Annotated in this window: 17 protein-coding genes and 1 pseudogene; 10 read left to right on the top strand and 8 right to left on the bottom strand. The window is 70.8% G+C overall.

Features of this window, described 5'->3' with window-relative positions; genetic code table 11:
• Positions 1-33 precede the first annotated feature (33 nt).
• Both Q2K20_RS13670 and Q2K20_RS13665 read right to left on the bottom strand, forming a co-directional pair.
• Positions 34-1,143 (bottom strand): ArsA family ATPase, encoded by a 1,110-nt coding sequence (locus Q2K20_RS13670; protein WP_067716252.1) that lies wholly within the window; start codon positions 1,141-1,143, stop codon positions 34-36.
• A 1-nt stretch (position 1,144) separates the two neighbouring features.
• Complete coding sequence (locus tag Q2K20_RS13665; RefSeq protein WP_083249591.1) at positions 1,145-2,200, bottom strand: ArsA-related P-loop ATPase; 1,056 nt, start codon at positions 2,198-2,200, stop codon at positions 1,145-1,147.
• Between the two features lie 66 nt (positions 2,201-2,266).
• On the opposite strand from Q2K20_RS13665, the gene Q2K20_RS13660 reads away from it, so the two are divergent.
• The 4 genes from Q2K20_RS13660 (at position 2,267) to Q2K20_RS13645 (ending at position 5,043) form a co-directional block, all read left to right on the top strand.
• Positions 2,267-2,437: a DUF4177 domain-containing protein gene (locus tag Q2K20_RS13660; RefSeq protein WP_096906156.1), complete on the top strand. Its 171-nt coding sequence runs from the start codon at positions 2,267-2,269 to the stop codon at positions 2,435-2,437.
• Positions 2,437-2,916 (top strand): RidA family protein, encoded by a 480-nt coding sequence (locus Q2K20_RS13655; RefSeq protein WP_132064023.1) that lies wholly within the window; start codon positions 2,437-2,439, stop codon positions 2,914-2,916. The genes Q2K20_RS13660 and Q2K20_RS13655 overlap by 1 nt, the downstream gene beginning before the upstream one ends.
• Positions 2,917-2,921: 5 nt before the next feature.
• Positions 2,922-3,803, top strand: coding sequence for an MBL fold metallo-hydrolase (locus Q2K20_RS13650; protein ID WP_132064022.1), 882 nt, complete (start codon positions 2,922-2,924; stop codon positions 3,801-3,803).
• A gap of 238 nt (positions 3,804-4,041) precedes the next feature.
• Positions 4,042-5,043, top strand: coding sequence for a hypothetical protein (locus tag Q2K20_RS13645; RefSeq protein WP_185951131.1), 1,002 nt, complete (start codon positions 4,042-4,044; stop codon positions 5,041-5,043).
• Positions 5,044-5,193: 150 nt separating this feature from the next.
• Here the strand turns inward: Q2K20_RS13645 and Q2K20_RS13640 are convergent, their stop codons facing one another.
• Positions 5,194-5,898 carry a Crp/Fnr family transcriptional regulator gene (locus Q2K20_RS13640; protein ID WP_096906152.1) on the bottom strand — a complete coding sequence of 235 codons (705 nt, stop codon included), beginning with the start codon at positions 5,896-5,898 and terminating at the stop codon, positions 5,194-5,196.
• A 324-nt stretch (positions 5,899-6,222) separates the two neighbouring features.
• Here Q2K20_RS13640 and nth point away from each other — a divergent pair, with 324 nt between their 5' ends.
• The 4 genes from nth to Q2K20_RS13620 are packed head-to-tail and all read left to right on the top strand — an operon-like array spanning position 6,223 to position 9,843.
• Positions 6,223-7,014, top strand: coding sequence for an endonuclease III (gene nth, locus Q2K20_RS13635; RefSeq protein WP_132062782.1), 792 nt, complete (start codon positions 6,223-6,225; stop codon positions 7,012-7,014).
• On the top strand, positions 7,011-7,679 hold the full coding sequence (locus Q2K20_RS13630; RefSeq protein WP_096906150.1) for a TlpA family protein disulfide reductase: 669 nt from the start codon (positions 7,011-7,013) through the stop codon (positions 7,677-7,679). Before nth ends, Q2K20_RS13630 begins: the two co-directional genes overlap by 4 nt.
• A complete protein-coding gene (locus tag Q2K20_RS13625) occupies positions 7,676-8,647 on the top strand; it encodes an NUDIX hydrolase (protein WP_269501675.1) in 972 nt (323 codons plus the stop codon). Before Q2K20_RS13630 ends, Q2K20_RS13625 begins: the two co-directional genes overlap by 4 nt.
• Complete coding sequence (locus tag Q2K20_RS13620) at positions 8,644-9,843, top strand: MarP family serine protease (RefSeq protein ID WP_268099212.1); 1,200 nt, start codon at positions 8,644-8,646, stop codon at positions 9,841-9,843. Before Q2K20_RS13625 ends, Q2K20_RS13620 begins: the two co-directional genes overlap by 4 nt.
• Positions 9,844-9,931: 88 nt before the next feature.
• Here Q2K20_RS13620 and Q2K20_RS13615 read toward each other — a convergent pair whose 3' ends face one another.
• The 4 genes from Q2K20_RS13615 to Q2K20_RS13600 all read right to left on the bottom strand — a co-directional run bounded on the left by Q2K20_RS13615 (position 9,932) and on the right by Q2K20_RS13600 (position 14,446).
• Positions 9,932-10,801: an alpha/beta fold hydrolase gene (locus Q2K20_RS13615; protein WP_156776100.1), complete on the bottom strand. Its 870-nt coding sequence runs from the start codon at positions 10,799-10,801 to the stop codon at positions 9,932-9,934.
• 95 nt (positions 10,802-10,896) lie between these two features.
• Positions 10,897-11,412: a phage holin family protein gene (locus Q2K20_RS13610; protein ID WP_067711418.1), complete on the bottom strand. Its 516-nt coding sequence runs from the start codon at positions 11,410-11,412 to the stop codon at positions 10,897-10,899.
• Between the two features lie 80 nt (positions 11,413-11,492).
• Positions 11,493-13,460 carry an acetate--CoA ligase gene (acs, locus tag Q2K20_RS13605; RefSeq protein ID WP_119193268.1) on the bottom strand — a complete coding sequence of 656 codons (1,968 nt, stop codon included), beginning with the start codon at positions 13,458-13,460 and terminating at the stop codon, positions 11,493-11,495.
• 155 nt (positions 13,461-13,615) lie between these two features.
• A complete protein-coding gene (locus Q2K20_RS13600; protein ID WP_269528914.1) occupies positions 13,616-14,446 on the bottom strand; it encodes a PRC-barrel domain-containing protein in 831 nt (276 codons plus the stop codon).
• A gap of 143 nt (positions 14,447-14,589) precedes the next feature.
• Here Q2K20_RS13600 and Q2K20_RS13595 point away from each other — a divergent pair, with 143 nt between their 5' ends.
• Complete coding sequence (locus tag Q2K20_RS13595; protein WP_269528915.1) at positions 14,590-15,348, top strand: oxidoreductase; 759 nt, start codon at positions 14,590-14,592, stop codon at positions 15,346-15,348.
• Positions 15,349-15,810: 462 nt separating this feature from the next.
• On the opposite strand, the gene Q2K20_RS13590 is transcribed toward Q2K20_RS13595, so the two are convergent.
• Positions 15,811-16,644 (bottom strand): HAD family hydrolase, encoded by an 834-nt coding sequence (locus Q2K20_RS13590; protein WP_163375421.1) that lies wholly within the window; start codon positions 16,642-16,644, stop codon positions 15,811-15,813.
• 199 nt (positions 16,645-16,843) lie between these two features.
• On the opposite strand from Q2K20_RS13590, the pseudogene Q2K20_RS13585 reads away from it, so the two are divergent.
• A pseudogene (locus Q2K20_RS13585) lies at positions 16,844-17,209 on the top strand (IS1380 family transposase); the annotation flags it as partial.

Here is a 17,209-nt window from a genome sequence, read left to right as displayed (position 1 = left end):
CGCGGCACCCGCCGCGGGCCGCGCTCGTATCCGTCAGCCGCAGAGTTGGTCGCCCACCGACCGCAGTGCCTCCAGGTTGGAGATCTCGAACGGCAGTGAGGGCACGCCGACGATCCGCACGTCCGGGTGGGTGTCGGTGAACGACTCGAGCAGTCGGACCTCCTGCTTGGCGGTGCCCGCCCGGTCGGCGTGGATGCGCAGCACCGCCTCGGCCTCCGGGTTCTCCCCGGCCAGGCGGTCGGCGGCCGCGCAGGCCTGTTCGGCGCTCAGGTCGGTCAGTCGCGGATGGGTGCGGTTGACCACGACCCCCGCCAGCGGCATCTTCTCCTCGGACAGGCGCTCGGCGAAGAACGCGGCCTCGCGCAGGGCGGGCCGCTCCGCGGAGGAGACCACCAGGAACTCCGTGCCCTTGCGGCGCAGGATCGCCTGGGTCCGGGACGCGCGGGTGGAGAACCCGCCGAACGTGGAGTCCAGCGCCACCACCATCTCGGAGGCGTCCTTGAGCATCGAGGACCCCACCACCGTGGACACGCCGCGCATCGCGGTGCTCATCGCGCCGGTCACCAGGCGTCCGACCCCGCGGCCGGGCGTGGAGAGCAACCGCATGAGCCGACTGTCGAGGAACGCGCCGAGGCGGCGCGGTGCGTCGAGGAAGTCCAGTGCGTTGCGCGACGGGGGAGTGTCGACGACGACGAGGTCCCACGCGGAGTCGTCGAGGAGCTGCCCCAACTTCTCCATGGCCATGTACTCCTGGGTCCCCGCGAAGGAGGTGACCATCGTCTTGTAGAAGCGGTTGTCCAGGATGTCCCGGGCCTTGGCCTCCGTGGTGTTGGCCACCACCAGTTCGTCGAACGTACGGCGCATGTCCAGCATCATCGCGTGCAGTGACCCGCCGGCGGCGGATTTCTCCTGCCCGAGGTCCACGGGGGAGGGTTCGTTGGACAACTCGTCGATGCCGAGGGCCTGCGCGAGGCGACGGGCCGGGTCGATGGTCAACACGACCGTGTCGCGGCCCAGTTCGGCGGCCCGCAGGGCGACCGCCGCGGCGGTGGTCGTCTTGCCCACGCCGCCGGCGCCGGTGCACACCACCACCCGGGTGGCGGGGTCGGTGAGCATGGCGGTGATGTCGAGGCGACGTGTCATGTCAGTGGACTCCCTGGTCGACGAGGGCGGAGGCGAGGTCGTAGAGGTCCGCGACCTCCACCCCGTTGGGCAGCGCCGGCAGCACGAGGGTGGGGCAGGCGGCGGAGGTGAGCGTCTCGCCGGCGCGGAGTTGGCCGCGGGCCACGCGGGCGTGCTCGATGGCCTGGACCAGCAGCCCCTGCAGGCCCTCGTCGTCGACCTCCACGCCGGTCTTGTCGAGGCCGTCCGCGACCGCCTCGGCGTCGATGTCCTCCTCGGCGATCCGCTGGAGTGCCTCGTCTCCGAGGTGACGGGTCTCGGCGCGGTTGATGATCACCTGGCCGACCCGCAGTCCGTGGCTCTTGAGTTCGGCGATCGCCTCGATGGTCTCCTGCACCGGCAGTGACTCCAACAGCGTCACCAGGTGCACGACCGTGCGGGTGGAGTGGACCAGCTCGGCCACGGCCTCCGCCTGGCGACGGATGGGTCCGCCCCCGCCGGCGAGGTCGGCCATCGCGGTGGTGACGTCGAGGAACTTGCCGATCCGGCCCGTGGGCGGGGCGTCCACCACGACGGCGTCGTAGACGACTTCACGCTTGGCGTGCTCGCGCGCGACGACCTCGTAGATCTTGCCGGTGAGCAGGACGTCCTTGAGTCCGGGCGCGATGGTGGTCGCGAACTCGATGGCACCGACCGACTTCATCACCTTGCCCACCACCCCGAGGCGGTAGAAGGTGTCGAGGTAGTCGAGCATCGCGGCCTCGATGTCGATCGCCAGCGCGAACACCTTGCCGCCGCCGTCGACCCTGGCCACGAGTTCCTCGCGGTACGGCAGGGGGGCGCGGTCGAAGATCCGGGCGATGCCCTGGCGTTCCTCCACCTCCACCAGCAACACCCGCTTGCCGGTGGAGGCCAGCGCCAGCGCCAGGGAGGTGGCGACGGTCGTCTTGCCGGTTCCGCCCTTCCCCGAGACGTAGTGCAACTCGGCCCGTTCGGAGCTGTCGGACCACCCGGTGGACAGCTCGTCGGCGATGGTCGATCGTGTCGACCGCGTACCTGGACTCATCGTGGACGGCATGCGTTCCACACTAAGCGCTCACACCACCGCGCGCGGGGCGCTCGTGACTTACCTAGAGTGGGGCACATGAGCGAATCCACTGGAGCAGCCCGGTTCGAGTACGTGACGGTCCCGCTGCTGACGCACGCCACCAAGCAGATCCTCGACCAGTGGGGAGGCGACGGCTGGGAGCTGGTCTCCGTTCTGCCCGGCCCCACGGGTGAGCAGCACGTCGCCTACATGAAGCGACAGCTCTGATGCCCGAGACCGAGACCGCCGGCTACTGGACCCGCAAGCTCGACCAGCTGGGTCTGGAGCTGCCGACGGTCGTCCCGCCGGTCGCGAACTACGTCCCGGCGGTGCGCACCGGCGCGTTCGTCTACACCTCCGGGCAGCTGCCCATGGTCGACGGCGCCCTGGCGGCCACGGGCAAGGTGGGGGCCGAGGTCACCGCCGAGCAGGCCGCCGACCTGGCCCGCACCTGCGCACTCAACGCGCTGGCGGCCGTCGACGGGCTCGTCGGCATCGATTCGGTGGTGAAGGTCGTCAAGGTGGTCGGGTTCGTCGCCTCCGCGCCCGGCTTCAGCGGGCAGCCGGGTGTCCTCAACGGCGCCTCCGACGTGCTCGGTGAGATCTTCGGCGACGCCGGCGTCCACGCCCGGTCGGCGGTCGGCGTGTCCGAGCTGCCACTGAACGCGCCCGTCGAGGTCGAGCTCGTGGTCGAGGTCGAGGGATAGACGCGATGTCCGCAGGCCTGGCCCCGATCAGCTTCCCGGCGTACGAGACCCTCCGGCCCGTCACGGAGCTGTCCGGGGTCATCCTCTGCGACAACCCCTCCGAGATGACCTTCGAGGGGACCAACACCGTCATCCTGCGGGCCCCGGGGTCGCACACCTGCGTGGTGGTGGACCCCGGGCCCGACGACCTCGCGCACGCCGAGCGGATCGCGGCCATCGTGGGGGAGATCGAGCTCGTCGTCGTCACCCATCGTCACGGCGACCACACCGACGGCATCGATCACCTGCGCGGATTCACCTCCGCCCCCGTCAGGGCCGTGGAGAAGCGGTTCTGCCGCGACGCCGCGCCGTTGGTGACGGGCGGTGACGACGACGAGGTGATCCACGCCGCCGGACTGGACATCATCGTGCTGGCCACCCCGGGGCACACGGCCGATTCGATCAGTCTCGAGGTGCGGGCCGCGGGCACCGGGTTCACGGCTCGGCCGGACTGCGTGGTCCTCGGGGACACGATCCTCGGCCGGGATTCGACGGTGCTGGACTCGACCGACGGCGATCTCGGCGACTACCTCGGCAGCATGGATCTGCTCGCGGCGCGGGCCGACGGGGTGATCGGCATCCCGGGGCACGGGCCCGACGTGGAGAACACCGGCCGCGCGGCCCAGGTACTCGGTCGGCACCGGCGCGATCGACTCGACCAGATCATCGCCGCCCGGGCCGAGTTGGGGCGCGACGCCTCGGCCGAGGCGATCACGCAGCACATCTACCGCGACGTGACGCCGTTCCTGCTCAAGGTGGCCGAGCAGTCCACCAAGGTCGCGCTGCGCTACCTCGACCGCCTGGATACAGGGGGCACGGAGGGCACGGGTAGCGCGGCCAACGCCTGACCCGCCCGCGACCTGACCCGCCCGCCCCGCCCCGCCCGACCCGCCCGACCCGCCCGACCCGCCCGACCATTCGCGAAAATCGGCTAGTCCGAATGGGGATCGGCTAGTCGAATTGGAGTCGCCGATCCGGATTCCGGCTAGCGGATTTGGGTGGGGCGCGGGGATGCGGGGGAGATTGTCCACAGGGAGGATTTCTCCACAGGCGGCCTGCATATCGCGGGTTACAGCGGGAGTGCGCGTGTCGGCGTGGGCGAGACTGCCGAACATGGGTGCATCAAAGACAGACGACCACGACAGTCCCTTTCTCTCGACGTTCGCGCAGCTCGCCCGCAGCGGCCTGGACCACGATGAGATCAACAGGCGGATCGGCGCCGGAACGCTACGGCGGGTGCGGTCCGGCGTCTACGCCCACGAGCCGGAGGAGGCGCCCGCCGGGAGCGGGCCCGATTACGTCCGCAGGGAGCGGGAGTTCCTCGAACGAACTCGGGCGGCCGCGCTCGCGGTGGAACCCGGGACGGTGATGTCGCACGGTTCCGCCCTCGCGCTCTACGGGCTGCCGCTCCACGGGATCTCCTTGGACCGGCCCACCGCCACCCGGCCACGCGAGGGCGGCGGAACGCGGCGCAGTTCGGCGCTCGTGTGCTTCACCCTGCCCGTGGAGGGGGCGACCAGACTCGTCGACGGCATCCAGTTGACCTCTCCCGCCAGGACGATCATCGACGTCGCACGGACGGTGAGCCTGGAGAGCGGCGTGGCTGCTGCCGATCAGGCCATCCGCCGAGGCATGCTGTCGCGCCCAGAACTCCAGGACGAGGCGGGTCTGGCGAAGGGGCGCACGGGTGTCGGGCGCGCGCGGGCGCTGCCGGAGCTGACATGCGGGTTGGCGGAATCGGTTCTGGAATCGTTGATACGGCTGATCCTGGTGTTCGCGGGTCTCCCGCAGCCCGAGATGCAGGTGTGGCTGTCGGGCCGGAGCGGCAAGCGGTTCCGCGTGGACTTCTACTGGCGAGAATGGAGGCTCATCGGCGAGGCGGACGGCTTCGGCAAATACGGGAACAGCCCGCAGGAGATACGGGAAGCACTGAGCCGCGAACGCCACAGGCAGCGCGATCTGGAAGATGCCGGCTACGTGGTGATTCGCTGGGTATGGGATGACCTGCGGCGTCCGGACGTGATCGTCCGGCGGGTGAAGGACGCGATGCGTCGGCAGGAGCAACTCGGACTTGGCCGCGCGGCGTAAGAGCGTCGCCCGCCGGCAACCAAGAATCCGCTACTCGGAATAGGGATCGGCTGGTCGGATTGGACTAGCGGATCCCTATTACGGGTAGCGGATTTCGGGGCGGGGGCTGGGGCTGGGTCTGCAGCCGGGGCCGGGGCCGGGGCTGGGGCGTCAGCGGGCGCGGCGGGCCAGCCGCTCGGTGTCGGAGATGATGACGCTCTTGCCCTCGAGCCGCAGCCAGCCGCGGTGCGCGAACTCGGCCAGCGCCTTGTTCACCGTCTCGCGGGAGGCGCCGACGAGCTGGGCGATCTCCTCCTGCGTGAGGTCGTGCGTCACGCGGATGTTGCCGCCCTCCTGCGTGCCGAAGCGCTGCGCGAGCTGCAGCAGGGCCTTGGCCACGCGGCCGGGCACGTCGGTGAAGATGAGGTCGGCGAGGTTGTTGTTGGTGCGGCGCAGGCGGCGGGCCAGCACGCGCAGCAGCTGGTCGGAGATCTCCGGACGCTCGGCGATCCAGCGCTTGAGGGCCGAGCGGTCCATGGCCTGCACAGACACGTCGGTGACACACACGGCCGACGAGGTGCGCGGGCCGGGGTCGAAGATGGAGAGCTCGCCGAACATGTCGGACGGCCCGAGGATGGAGAGCAGGTTCTCGCGACCGTCGGGGGCCTTCCGGGAGAGCTTCACCTTGCCGGAGGTGACGATGTACAGGCTGTCGCCCTGCTCGCCCTCGCGGATGATCACGTCACCCTTCGAGTACTCCTCGCTGGTCAGGTCGGAACGCAGGGCGGAGACCGCCGCCGGCTCCACCCCCTGGAAGATTCCGGCTCTGGTGAGGACGTCGTCGGCAGACTGGTCCGTGCGGCGATCAATCGTCACAGTCTGTGACCCTCCGTTCGGGCGCGGACATGCGTGTCCGTGCCATGGCGTGCGTGTGGCGAAAACCACTGTAGTCGTAAGCGCGTCGGTGGTGGTGGCGACGCGCGATCAGCGGGATGGTTCAGACGTCGATCTGTTCGGGTTCGTCGAGGATCGCGTTCTCGAAACGGTCCATGAGTAGTGCGAATCCGGCGAGGAGGACCGGCACCAGGACGACGAGGATTCCCTGCATCTGTCCGATTATCCACCCCCGGACCGCGGGACGCACACGCACCCGGGGCGGCGGTTCCGCGCCGTCGGGGCGCCGAGCCGTAATGTGGACTCATGCCCGACCCAGCTCCAGCCGTGAAGCGCCGCAGACGAGGGGTGGCCGCGAGGGGGGTGGAGACCGACCTCGGGCGCACCCGGCGCGCGAGACGCATGCTCCGCGCCCTCGAGGAGGCGTTCCCGCACGTCTACTGCGAGCTCGACTTCACCAACCCGCTGGAACTGAGCGTGGCGACGATCCTGTCCGCCCAGTGCACGGACAAGCGGGTCAACGAGGTCACGCCGGCACTGTTCGCGCGCTACCGGACCGCCGCCGACTACGCGGGGGCGGACCGGGAGGAGCTGGAGGAGTTCATCCGGCCGACGGGCTTCTACCGCAACAAGGCGCGGAGCATCCAGGGCCTGGGCGCGGCGCTCGTGGAGAGGTACGACGGCGAGGTGCCGCAGCGGCTCGAGGACCTGGTCACCCTCCCGGGATTCGGACGGAAGACGGCCAACGTGGTGTTGGGCAACGCATTCGGGATCCCGGGTCTGCCGGTCGACACCCACTTCATCCGGTTGGTGAACCGCTGGAAGTGGACCGAGGCCACGGACGCCGTCCGCATCGAGCGCGAAGTGTCGCGCATGCTGCCGCGGGCCTCCTGGACCGACGCGAGCCACCGGATCATCTTCCACGGTCGCCGGGTGTGCCACGCCCGGACCGCGGCCTGTGGGGCGTGTGTGCTGGCCGACGACTGCCCGTCCGCGGGCGAGGCCGGCCCGCTCGAGCCGGTCGCCGCCGCCCGCCTCGTGGCGGGACCCGAGCGCGACCACCTGCTGGAACTGGTCGGACTGGGGGACCACGCGTGAGCGCCTCAGCCCGGTGGTCGCTGGTCGCTCTCGTGGCGATGATCGGCGTCGTCGTCGCACTTCTCTCCACGTTCGGTGATACCGACGACGGGTCCGGCGACCCGACCGCCGCCCCCACCGCACCTCCCGTGGGCGCCCCGCCCGCGGACGAGCCGCGCACCGTCGTGGACCCCGCGGTCCGCGCCGAGGCCGGGCTCCCCGCCTGCCGCGACAGCGCCGTGCCCGCCACCACCACCGGCCCCGTCGCCGGACTGATGGTGCGCTGCATGGACGACGGCTCCACCACCACGCTCGGCAAGATCCAGGCCGGCACGCCCATGGTGGTCAACATGTGGGCCTACTGGTGCGAACCGTGCCGCCGTGAGCTGCCCGCCATCCGTGACGCCCAGGCCACCCTCGGTGACGAGGTGCGGGTGGTGCTCTCGCACACGGACCCGTCCGAGACCAAGGGTTTCGACACCCTCGCCGCGCTGGGCATCGAGGAACTGATCTCGGTCTCCGACCAGGAGGAGGAGCTGCCGGCCGTGCTCGGCGCGCCACCCGTCCTGCCGCTGACGCTATTCGTCCGCGCCGACGGGACGATCGCGCACGTGCTGGTCGAGCCCATGGACAGCGAGCAGGACGTGCTGGACGCCGTCGCCGAACACCTGGGAGTGACCGCGTGAGCAACCCCGCGAACGGGCCCGCGCCCCGGCCCGGCGACGTCACCGGCGTCCCGCACCCCGCTTGGATGGACCCCCTCATGACGGCGTGCACCGACGGCAGCTTCGACGGGTTGCTGCCGAGACGGCGCCCGCCCGAGGACCGCGGTCCCAACGAGGTCGGCCGACCGCACCGCGACGCCGCCGTCCTGGTGCTGTTCTCCGGCTCGGAGGACGCGCCCGGCCCCCGGCCGCCCACCGATGCCCGCGTCCTGCTCACCCACCGGGCCCCCACGCTGCGCAACCACTCGGGTCAGATCTCGTTCCCCGGCGGCGGCGTCGACGACACGGACAGCGGCCCGGTGGAGGCCGCGCTGCGTGAGGCGTGGGAGGAGACCGGCCTCGACCCCCACGGGGTGGACGTGCTCGCGGTGCTCCCCGAGCTGTACATCCCGGTCTCGAACTACTCCGTCGCACCGGTGCTCGGATACTGGCGGGAGCCGATGGAGGTCGACGTCGTGGACCCGGGGGAGACCGCGCGCGTGATGACCGTGCCGGTCGACGAGCTGCTCGATCCCGCCAACCGATTCCTGCTCCGGCACACCACCGGGTGGACCGGCCCGGCGTTCCAGCACGACGACCTCGTCGTGTGGGGCTTCACCGCCGGCATCCTCGCCGCGATGTTCCACTCCGCCGGATGGGACCTGGACTGGGACACGTCCGACATCCGGGACCTCGAGAAGACCCTGGCCGCGTCCGCGAACGGGGAGCAGCACCGCATGTCGGCGGAGGAGGCCCGCCGCGAATCCGCGGACCCACTGGCCGATCGCACCGTCGCCGGCGTCCCCGGGCTGAGCGCGCGCGCCGCCGACGGCGCCGTCGCCGGTGGCACGGCCCCCGGCGGCGAGCTGGCCGGGGACGGCGAGCAGCCCGCCGACGGCGAGGAGTCGCTCGACCTGCCCGCGGACAATCCTCGGAGGGGGTACCGGTGACGGGCTCGCAATGGCTCGACCTGGCACTGTTCGCACTCGCCGCGGCCGCGGCGATCTCGGGCTGGATCAACGGGGCCGCCGCGTCGGGCTTCGCGTTGCTCGGAGTGGGCATCGGCGCGACCTCCGGACTGCTGGTGGCCCCGCACCTCGTGCGGGAGATCGACTCGCCGTTCGGCAGGCTGTCCGCGGGGCTGGCGATCATCGCGGTGATGGTGATCATCGGGCAGGTCGCCGGCGTCACGATCGGCCGCGCCGCCAGGCGCTACATCGCCGGATCCGGTGCACGACTCCTCGACAGCACGGTGGGCGCCGTCCTCCAGTCCGCTGCCATGCTGCTCGTGGCCTGGCTGGTCGCGGTGCCCATCGCCGCGCAGGAGGGACCCGGGCTGGGCAAGGCGGTGCGAGGGTCGTCCGTGCTGGCCAAGATCGACGACGTCGCCCCCGAACAGCTGCAACGGATCCCCGCGACGTTCACCTCGGTCCTCGGCACCACCGGTTTCCCGGACATCCTCGGCCCCTTCGGGACCACCCCGATGCAGGAGGTCCCACCGCCCGATCCGGTCCTCGCCGGCTCCGAGGTGGTGACCCGCGTACAGCCGTCCGTGCTGAAGATCCGCGGCCGGGCCGAGTCCTGCAGCCGCGCGCTGGAGGGGTCGGGGTTCGTGGCCGCACCGGGGCTCGTGATGACCAACGCGCACGTCGTGGCGGGCACCGGGTCGGTGACCGTGGTGTCCGGTGATGACGAGCTGGACGCCGAGGTGATGGTCTACGACCCCCGCGTGGATATCGCGGTCCTGCGCGTGGACGGGCTGGACGCGCCGGTACTGCCCTTCGCCGAGAACCGCGCCCGCACCGGCGATGACGCGATCGTCGTGGGCTACCCGGGCAACGGGCCCTACCGTCCGGACGCGGCGCGGATCCGTGAGCGTGTGACCCTGCGCGGCCCGGACATCTACCGCGAGCAGACCGTCGAGCGCGAGGTGTACATCCTGCGGGGCTCCGTGCGCGAGGGCAATTCCGGCGGACCGCTGGTCACCCCGGAGGGGCAGGTCGCCGGCGTGGTGTTCGGCGCCGCGATGGACGCCGCGGACACCGGGTACGCGCTGACCGTGGAGCAGGTGCTGCCGCAGCTCCAGCTCGCGGTCGCTGCGCAGGAGTCGGTCTCGACGGGGCGGTGCGTGGGGCTGCCCGGTTGATCACCGCGGGGCCCGGCCGGCGGGAGCGCGGTGGGCCGACCCCGCCGAGCCGGCGGGAGCCCGGTCGGAGGGGCGGAGTGCAGCCGGCTCAGAGCGGGGTGACGCGCCGCGCGAAGTCCACGATCAGCCGGGATGTGGCGTCCGGGGCCTCCATCGCGGGGTAGTGCCCGGCCCCCGGGACCAGTTCGGTGGTGAAGTCACGCGCCCAGGCCGAGGACGCACGGACGGTCGCCGGCAGGATGAACCGGTCCTCGGCGCCGCTGATCCCCAGCACGGGCTGCGGCAGGACACCGGAGACCGCGCGGCGGAAGTCGCGGCCGTCCGGACGGAACTGGCTCCGAACCATCCAGCGGCGGCTCTCCAATGTCAGGTGGGCGACCTTGGGGATGAGCATGGACCGCCTGAGCAGGTCGGCGGATTCGCGGAAATCCTCGGTGCCGGGCCACGTGGGCCCGGATCGACTGCGGAGCATCTCCTCGACCGCTGCGGCGCCGTCGCGGGTGAGGTGGCGTTCGGGCAATCGCGGCGCCTGGTCCGCGAGCAGGCGAGGCACCAAAGCGTGACGTTGGGAGCGGTCGAGCAGTGCCGCGCGCCGGGTGGCGACCGGGTGGGGGGAGCCGACGACGACGAGGCCCCGCACCGCGCGTGGCCGGCGGTAGGCGGCGGTCCATGCGATGAATCCGCCCTCGCCCTGGCCGACGACCACCGCCGAGGAGTGACCGAGGGCCCGGATGAGGTTGGTCATGTCCGCGGCCAGGGTCCACCCGTCGTAACCGCGCGGCGGCTTGTCGGAGTCGCCGTGGCCCCGGAGATCGACGGCGACGGCGTGGAATCCGGCATCGGCCAGCGCGAGCATGGGTGCGCGCATCGTCCACCAGATGCCACTGAGACCGTGGATCAGGAGGACCAGAGGGGGGAGCCGGCCCGGCGGGTTGTCGGCCGGCAGCGCCTCGGCGATGTGCAGTCGGATGCCGTTGGCCGAGACGTCACGATGCCGCCACGACCCGTCGATCCTGACGATCGACGGGTCGGGCGGCCGGTGAGCGGGAGTTCTCAGGATTTCGACGCGGGCAAGGGCGTCTCGGTGACACGCACCGTGCCGGGCCGGGGCTCGTTGCCTTTGGGCATGGCCAGCTTCAGGTCCGACACCGAGTCGATGGTGCGCTGCGGCTTCCGGATCTTCTTGACCTTGCGGTAGCCGAGTAGCCCGAACACCGCCGCGAGCAGGACCAGGACGACGAACACGATGAGGAAGCCCATCCAGTCCCAGGTCTTGGTGCCGAACCACATCGAGATGAGCTTGGCCCACATGAACACGAACGGGAAGAAGGACATCAGCAGCAGGACGAGGGCCGCGACGAAGAAGCCGGACCCGGTCGCCGCCTTCTTCACCTGCTCGGTGACCTCGGTCTTCGCCAGCTCGATCTCGGCACGGACCAGTGTCGACACCTGCGTCGTGGCGTTCTTGACCAGGGTGCCGATACTGGCGTCGCCACGGCCGATCGAGTCAGCGTCATGCAAGGGGATCGAGGCCTCGGTCGGCTTGTGCGTTCCCTGGGCGTGGCTCACGGTTGTTCCTCCATAGTCCGGCGACGGATGCACCGTCGTCCATCGTGCCACGTCACGTGGCGGTGTTCACCCGCTACCCGTCAGCCGCGCGTGCCCTTCTCGCGGATCTGGTCCATGATCGTCGGATCCGACAGGGTCGAGGTGTCGCCGCCGTCGCGGCCCTCGGCCATGTCCTTGAGCAGGCGACGCATGATCTTGCCGGACCGCGTCTTGGGCAGCTCGGGCACGATCGTGATGTCGCGGGGCTTGGCGATCGGGGAGATCTCCCGCGACACCTCGGCCCGCAGCTCGTCGATGAGCTTCTGACGATCCTCCTCGGCGTCCACGTTGCCCCGCAGGATCACGTACGCGACGATCGCCTGGCCGGTGGTCTCGTCGTTGGCGCCGACGACCGCGGCCTCGGCGACCGCGCGGTGACCGACGAGGGCCGATTCGACCTCGGAGGTCGAGATGCGGTGACCGGAGATGTTCATGACGTCGTCGACGCGACCGAGCACCCACAGTGCGCCGTCGGCGTCCCACTTGGCGCCGTCACCGGCGAAGTAGTAGCCCTCCTCGGCGAACCGGGACCAGTAGGTGTCGCGATAGCGCTCCATGTCGCCCCAGATGCCGCGGAGCATGGCCGGCCACGGCTCGGTGATCACGAGGAAGCCCTGCTCGTCCGTCGCGACCTCCTTGGCGTCGCCGTCCACGATGGCGACCTCGATACCGGGCAGCGGCCGCATGGCGGAACCGGGCTTGGTCTCGGTGACGCCCGGGAGCGGGGAGATCATGATCGCGCCGGTCTCGGTCTGCCACCAGGTGTCGACGATGGGAGCCTTGCCGCCGCCGATGTTCTCGCGGTACCAGCGCCACGCCTCCGGGTTGATCGGCTCGCCGACCGAACCGAGCAGGCGGATCGAGGACAGGTCGTGCGCGGCCGGGATCTCGTTGCCCCACTTCATGAACGTCCGGATCAGGGTCGGCGCGGAGTAGTAGATGGTGACGCCGTACTTCTCGATGATCTGGAAGTGACGGTGCTCGTCGGGCGAGTTCGGGGTTCCCTCGTAGACGATGCACTCGGCGCCGTTGGCCAGCGGGGCGTACACGCCGTAGGTGTGGCCCGTGACCCAGCCGACGTCCGCCGTGCACCAGTAGACGTCCTCGCCGGGCTTGTGGTCGAAGACGTTGTGGTGGGTGTACGCGGACTGGGTGAGGTACCCGCCCGAGGTGTGGACGATGCCCTTGGGCTTGCCGGTCGTGCCGGAGGTGTAGAGCAGGAACAGCGGGTGCTCCGAGTCGAAAGCCTCCGGCGTGTGCTCGGTGGACTGCTCGGACATCGCCTCGTCCCACCAGACGTCACGGCCGTCGGTCCAGTCCACGTCGAGACCGGTCCGGCGGACCACGAGCACGTTCTGCACGGACTCGGCGTCGCCGTCGGCATCGACGCCGTTTCCGGAGAGCGCGTCGTCGACCCCGGCCTTCAGCGGTGCGGGCTTACCGCGCCGGAACTGCCCGTCGGCGGTGATGACGAGCTTCGCCTCCGCGTCATCGATGCGGGAACGCAGCGCGTTCGGCGAGAAACCGGCGAACACCACGGAGTGGGTCAGGCCCAGGCGGGCACACGCGAGCATCGCGATGTAGACCTCGGGCAGCAGGGGCATGTAGATGGCCACGCGGTCACCGGCGACGAGGCCGAGCGAGCTGAGGTAGTTGGCCGCCCGGCTGACCTCGTCCTTGAGTTCGGCGTAGGTGATGTCGCGGGCGTCGTCGCCGGGCTCGCCGATCCAGTGGATGGCCACACGATCGCCGTTGCCGGCCTCCACGTGGCGGTCGACACAGTTGTAGGCCACGTTGAGCTTGCCACCCACGAACCACTTGGCGACCGGCGCGTCAGACCAGTCCAGGACCTCGGTCCACTCGGTGTCCCAGTCGAGTCGCCGAGCCTGCTCCTCCCAGAAGGCGAGACGGTCGCTCGACGCGCTGTCGTAGAGGTCGGCCTGCGCATTGGCCTGCGCGGCGAAGTCGGGGTCGGGAGCGAAGGACTGGTCGTGCTCGGGAGCGGTCATCAGCGGCTCTCTCTCGGGATCAGATTTCACGGACGGCCGGGATCGTCACGGCGGAAGCGACCGGACCGATGTATGTGAGCGTAGTCACATGCGGCGCACCGTGTTCGGGATCTGGCCCGGCGGGGGGAGGTCGGGGGAGGCCTGTCCGATTCCGTTCACTCGCGAGGGGGGTTCTCGCCCTTCGAGGAGCCGTCGTCGGACGGTGGCCCGGCGGGTGTGGCGGGCCCCGGGCCGGAGGACTTCGCGGGCTCCGGGGTGTCGGTCGACGAGGACGAGGCAGCGGAGTTCGTCGTCGTCGGCGGCTTGTTCCCGCCCCCCGACGTCGCGCCCTTCGGCGCCGTGGCCCCGGTCGATGCGGGTGGGGTAGCCGGACGGCGTGCTGCGCCGGTGCCAGGCGACGTGCTCGTTCCCTCTGCGCTGGCTCCGACCGCGGCCCCGCCCCCGCTCGCCGGCCTGCCGCTGGTCGTCCGGGCGCTGTCCGTCTTGCCCGCACCCGCCGGCGTGTCCGTCTTGTCGGCGACGGCTGTCTTGCCGGTGCCCTCGGCCTTCCCGGCGCTCGGCGCCTTCCCGGCGCCTGCCGTCTTGCCCGCGCTCGGCTCCGTTCCGCCGCTCGGCGCCGACTCCCCGGTCGCCGTCCCGGGCCCGGACGCGGAGGTTCCGCGAAGCCGCGTGAGGGTCTCGATGCCGTAGTACTCCAGCAACCTGGCCTCCTGCTCCGGCGTGAGGGCGTCCTCGGTGTTGTCGGGGCGCGGGGAGTCGCGGATGACGGCGCGGGTGTGGTCGACATGGAGTTCGTCATCGAGGAGTCGCGCGCCGTGGAGAGGGACGATCGCGTCGGCGGAGAAGATCCCGGTGGCGACGGTCGCGAACGTCGCCTTGCCACTGGCATCGTCAACGTAGATCTGGCGCACGGTGCCGACCTTGGCCCCGGTCGAGTCGAAGGCGGTCGCGTCGAGCAGCGCGTCGAGCTGGTCCTTGAGATTCACGAGGGCCTCCGGGATCGAGGTGTAGGGGCTGAGCCGGGCGCGTGCCCCGACGGATTGGGCTGATTACACCAGCTCGACACCGGTTGAGGCAGCTGAAAATCACCTGTGTCGGCCGATTCGCGCCGGGTCGGTAACCTCGACCCGTGACCTCCACCGCCCCCGACCCGCTCGCCCCGCTCCTCGCCCTGCCCGGTGTGGCCGAGGCCGCGGACGCCGCCCGGGCAGCCCTCGCCTCGGTGCACCGACACCCCGCCAACCGCCGCGGATGGCCCACCACCGCCGCCGAATCGGTGTTGCGCGGTGCCCGCGCATCGGCCGGCGTCGAAGGCGCGTCCGTCCGCCTGGACACCGACGGCGAGCAGGACGAGGTGCTCTCGGCAGCGCTGCGCGTGGCCGGGGAACTGACGGGCGAGTCGCTCGACCGCGCCGTGTCCGTGTGGACCCGCTCGCCCCTCCAGGAACTCGCCCATCTGCACCTCCTCGCGGCGTCCGGGCCCGGGGTGGACCCGCAGGGTCTCGGTCGGCCGCGCCCGGAGGAGGGAGTCGCCGAGCGTCTCCAGGGCCTCGCCGAGTTGGTCACCGGAGGCACCCGCGCGCCGGCGCCCGTCCTCGCCGCGGTCGTCCTCGGCGAACTCTTGGGCCTGCGACCGTTCGGGTCCGCGGACGGGATCGTAGCCCGGGCGGCGTTCCGCCTGGTCGGGGTGTCGACCGGGCTCGACCCCCACTGCCTGGGCGTGCCCGAGGTGACCTTCTATCGGGACCCGGAGGCGCACCGGGCCGCGATCGAGGGATACATGGGGGGAACCGGGGAGGGCGTGACCGAATGGCTCCTCCATTGCTGTAGAGCCCTCGAGGCCGGCGCGCGCGAGGCCACCTCGATCGCCGACGCAGCCGGGGGCTAAGCGGAGCGCGCCGGTGGCCGAACGGGCCGGGCGCGCGCGAATGGCGGGCCGACCGGAGTCGACCCGCCAATTCACTGCGGTCCATCGAGAGATCCGGGTACCAAGCGTCCTGTGGTCCGCCGTGTCGCCGGTCCGGGACAACCGTCGGTGACAGCTGGCGCGGACCCACGGCTGGTGTTGCCTCTCGGGCGTTATCCGTCGCGTGGGTTTCCGAATGTCGATGACGGTGAGGAGGGCGGGGGGCCGTGACTTCTCTTCCGTCCCGGTCCTGGCGTCTTCACCACCGTGCCCTGAGCATGCCGCCTGTGACCGGCCCGGGGCGATGGTGGGATCGCACAAGGAACACGGGAACTCGTGGGGGAGTCCGGCTATCGCCCGCGCCCGTCGCCGACGCCGATGATGAGGTGTTGCCGACGCACCGCACGGGCCCGCCCCGCCGCCGCGCGCACCCGATGGTCCGCGCTACCGCCCCGCGTGTCGCGCGGCCCGGACGAACGACACGGTGGCGGACCCCACGGCCAGGACGATGGCCGCGACCCCGACGATCGGCCCGGTCGCCCGTTCGAGCGTGGGCAGCAGCGGAGTGGGGTTCTCGAACGTCAGGATCGGCCAGCCCCGCTCCAGCGCCTCGCGCCGCAGTGCGCGGTCGGGGTTGATGACCGTCGGGTGGCCGACCATGTCGAGCATGGGCAGGTCGGTGGAGGAGTCCGAGTAGGCGTAGCTCGCCTCGAGGTCGTAGCCGTAGCGCTCCGCGAACGCGCTGATCGCCTCCGCCTTGCCGGGGCCCTGGCAGTAGAACTCGATCGATCCGCCGTAGCGACCGTCGGCGTCCCGGTTCATCCGCGTTCCGGCGTAGTGGTCCACCCCGAGCATCCGGGCGATCGGCGCCACCAACTCCTCGCCCGAGGCGGACACGATCACCAGGTCGTGGCCCAGTGCGCGGTGCTCGGCGAGCAACTCCTGGGCCTCGGCGTACACGGTCGGGGAGACGGTCTCCTTGAGTCCCTCGGTGACGATCCGCTCGACCTGCTCGGGAGACCACCCCTTGGTGGCGGTCGCCATGGCCTGACGCACCTTCTGCATCTGCTCGTCGTCGGCGTCGGACAGGCTGAACGCGAGCTGCGTGTAGGCCAGATCGATCACCGACCGTCGCGACAGCAGTCCCTCGCCGAGGAACGACTTGTTGAACGCGAACACCGAGGAGGTCGCGATGATCGTCTTGTCCAGGTCGAAGAACGCAGCGACCCGGCGAGGGCGGTGCGACATCCTGGGGCCCGGTGGGCGTGGGGCGGACACGCCCCAACGATACGGTTCTTGTGCTGGCGACGCAGATGGGCGATACTGACGGTGCCCGTGATGGGCATCCCCCTAAGCCTGGATCCACCGATGAGATGAACTTCTAGCGCGGTGTGGGAACGCGAGAATGCCCTTCTGAACTGGCAAGATACGACTTGCTTAAGGTCCGTATCGCCAATTCAAGAAGGGCATCCCGCAGATGCAACTATCTCACACTCTGCCCGTAAGCTTCGCGACGTTCGATGAGCCCAACCTCGTGTCGGGCGCCGGCCTCGTGCCGCTGATGAAACTCGCCGACCGGGCGGGCCTGCACCGGCTCGGTGACGAGCATCTGAGCGTGCCCACCGACAAGGGCTCCAACGGTGGAGTGAAACTGGCCTCGCTCGTGGCCGGGATGGCCGCAGGCGCGGATAGCATCGACGACATGGCCCTGCTGCGCCACGGGGCGATGGGCACACTCTTCGACCGCCCGTACGCCCCTTCGACGCTGGGATCGTTCCTGCGGCAGTTCACCTTCGGCCACGTCCGCCAAACCGATGCGATCGCCTCGCGGTTCGTGCGCGCA

Origin of the sequence: Dietzia sp. IN118, from assembly GCF_032905965.1 — a bacterium.
GTDB lineage: Bacteria > Actinomycetota > Actinomycetes > Mycobacteriales > Mycobacteriaceae > Dietzia > Dietzia kunjamensis.
The sequence above is the reverse complement of the archived record's forward strand: the minus strand, read 5'-3'. Positions and strand labels throughout refer to the sequence as shown.

Bases quoted from the DNA above. Each gene is read 5' to 3' on its own strand.
- Q2K20_RS13670 (WP_067716252.1), bottom strand. From the start codon at position 1,143: ATGACACGTCGCCTCGACATCACCGCCATGCTCACCGACCCCGCCACC.
- Q2K20_RS13665 (WP_083249591.1), bottom strand. From the start codon at position 2,200: ATGCCGTCCACGATGAGTCCAGGTACGCGGTCGACACGATCGACCATC.
- Q2K20_RS13660 (WP_096906156.1), top strand. From the start codon at position 2,267: ATGAGCGAATCCACTGGAGCAGCCCGGTTCGAGTACGTGACGGTCCCG.
- Q2K20_RS13655 (WP_132064023.1), top strand. From the start codon at position 2,437: ATGCCCGAGACCGAGACCGCCGGCTACTGGACCCGCAAGCTCGACCAG.
- Q2K20_RS13650 (WP_132064022.1), top strand. From the start codon at position 2,922: ATGTCCGCAGGCCTGGCCCCGATCAGCTTCCCGGCGTACGAGACCCTC.
- nth (WP_132062782.1), top strand. From the start codon at position 6,223: ATGCCCGACCCAGCTCCAGCCGTGAAGCGCCGCAGACGAGGGGTGGCC.
- acs (WP_119193268.1), bottom strand. From the start codon at position 13,460: ATGACCGCTCCCGAGCACGACCAGTCCTTCGCTCCCGACCCCGACTTC.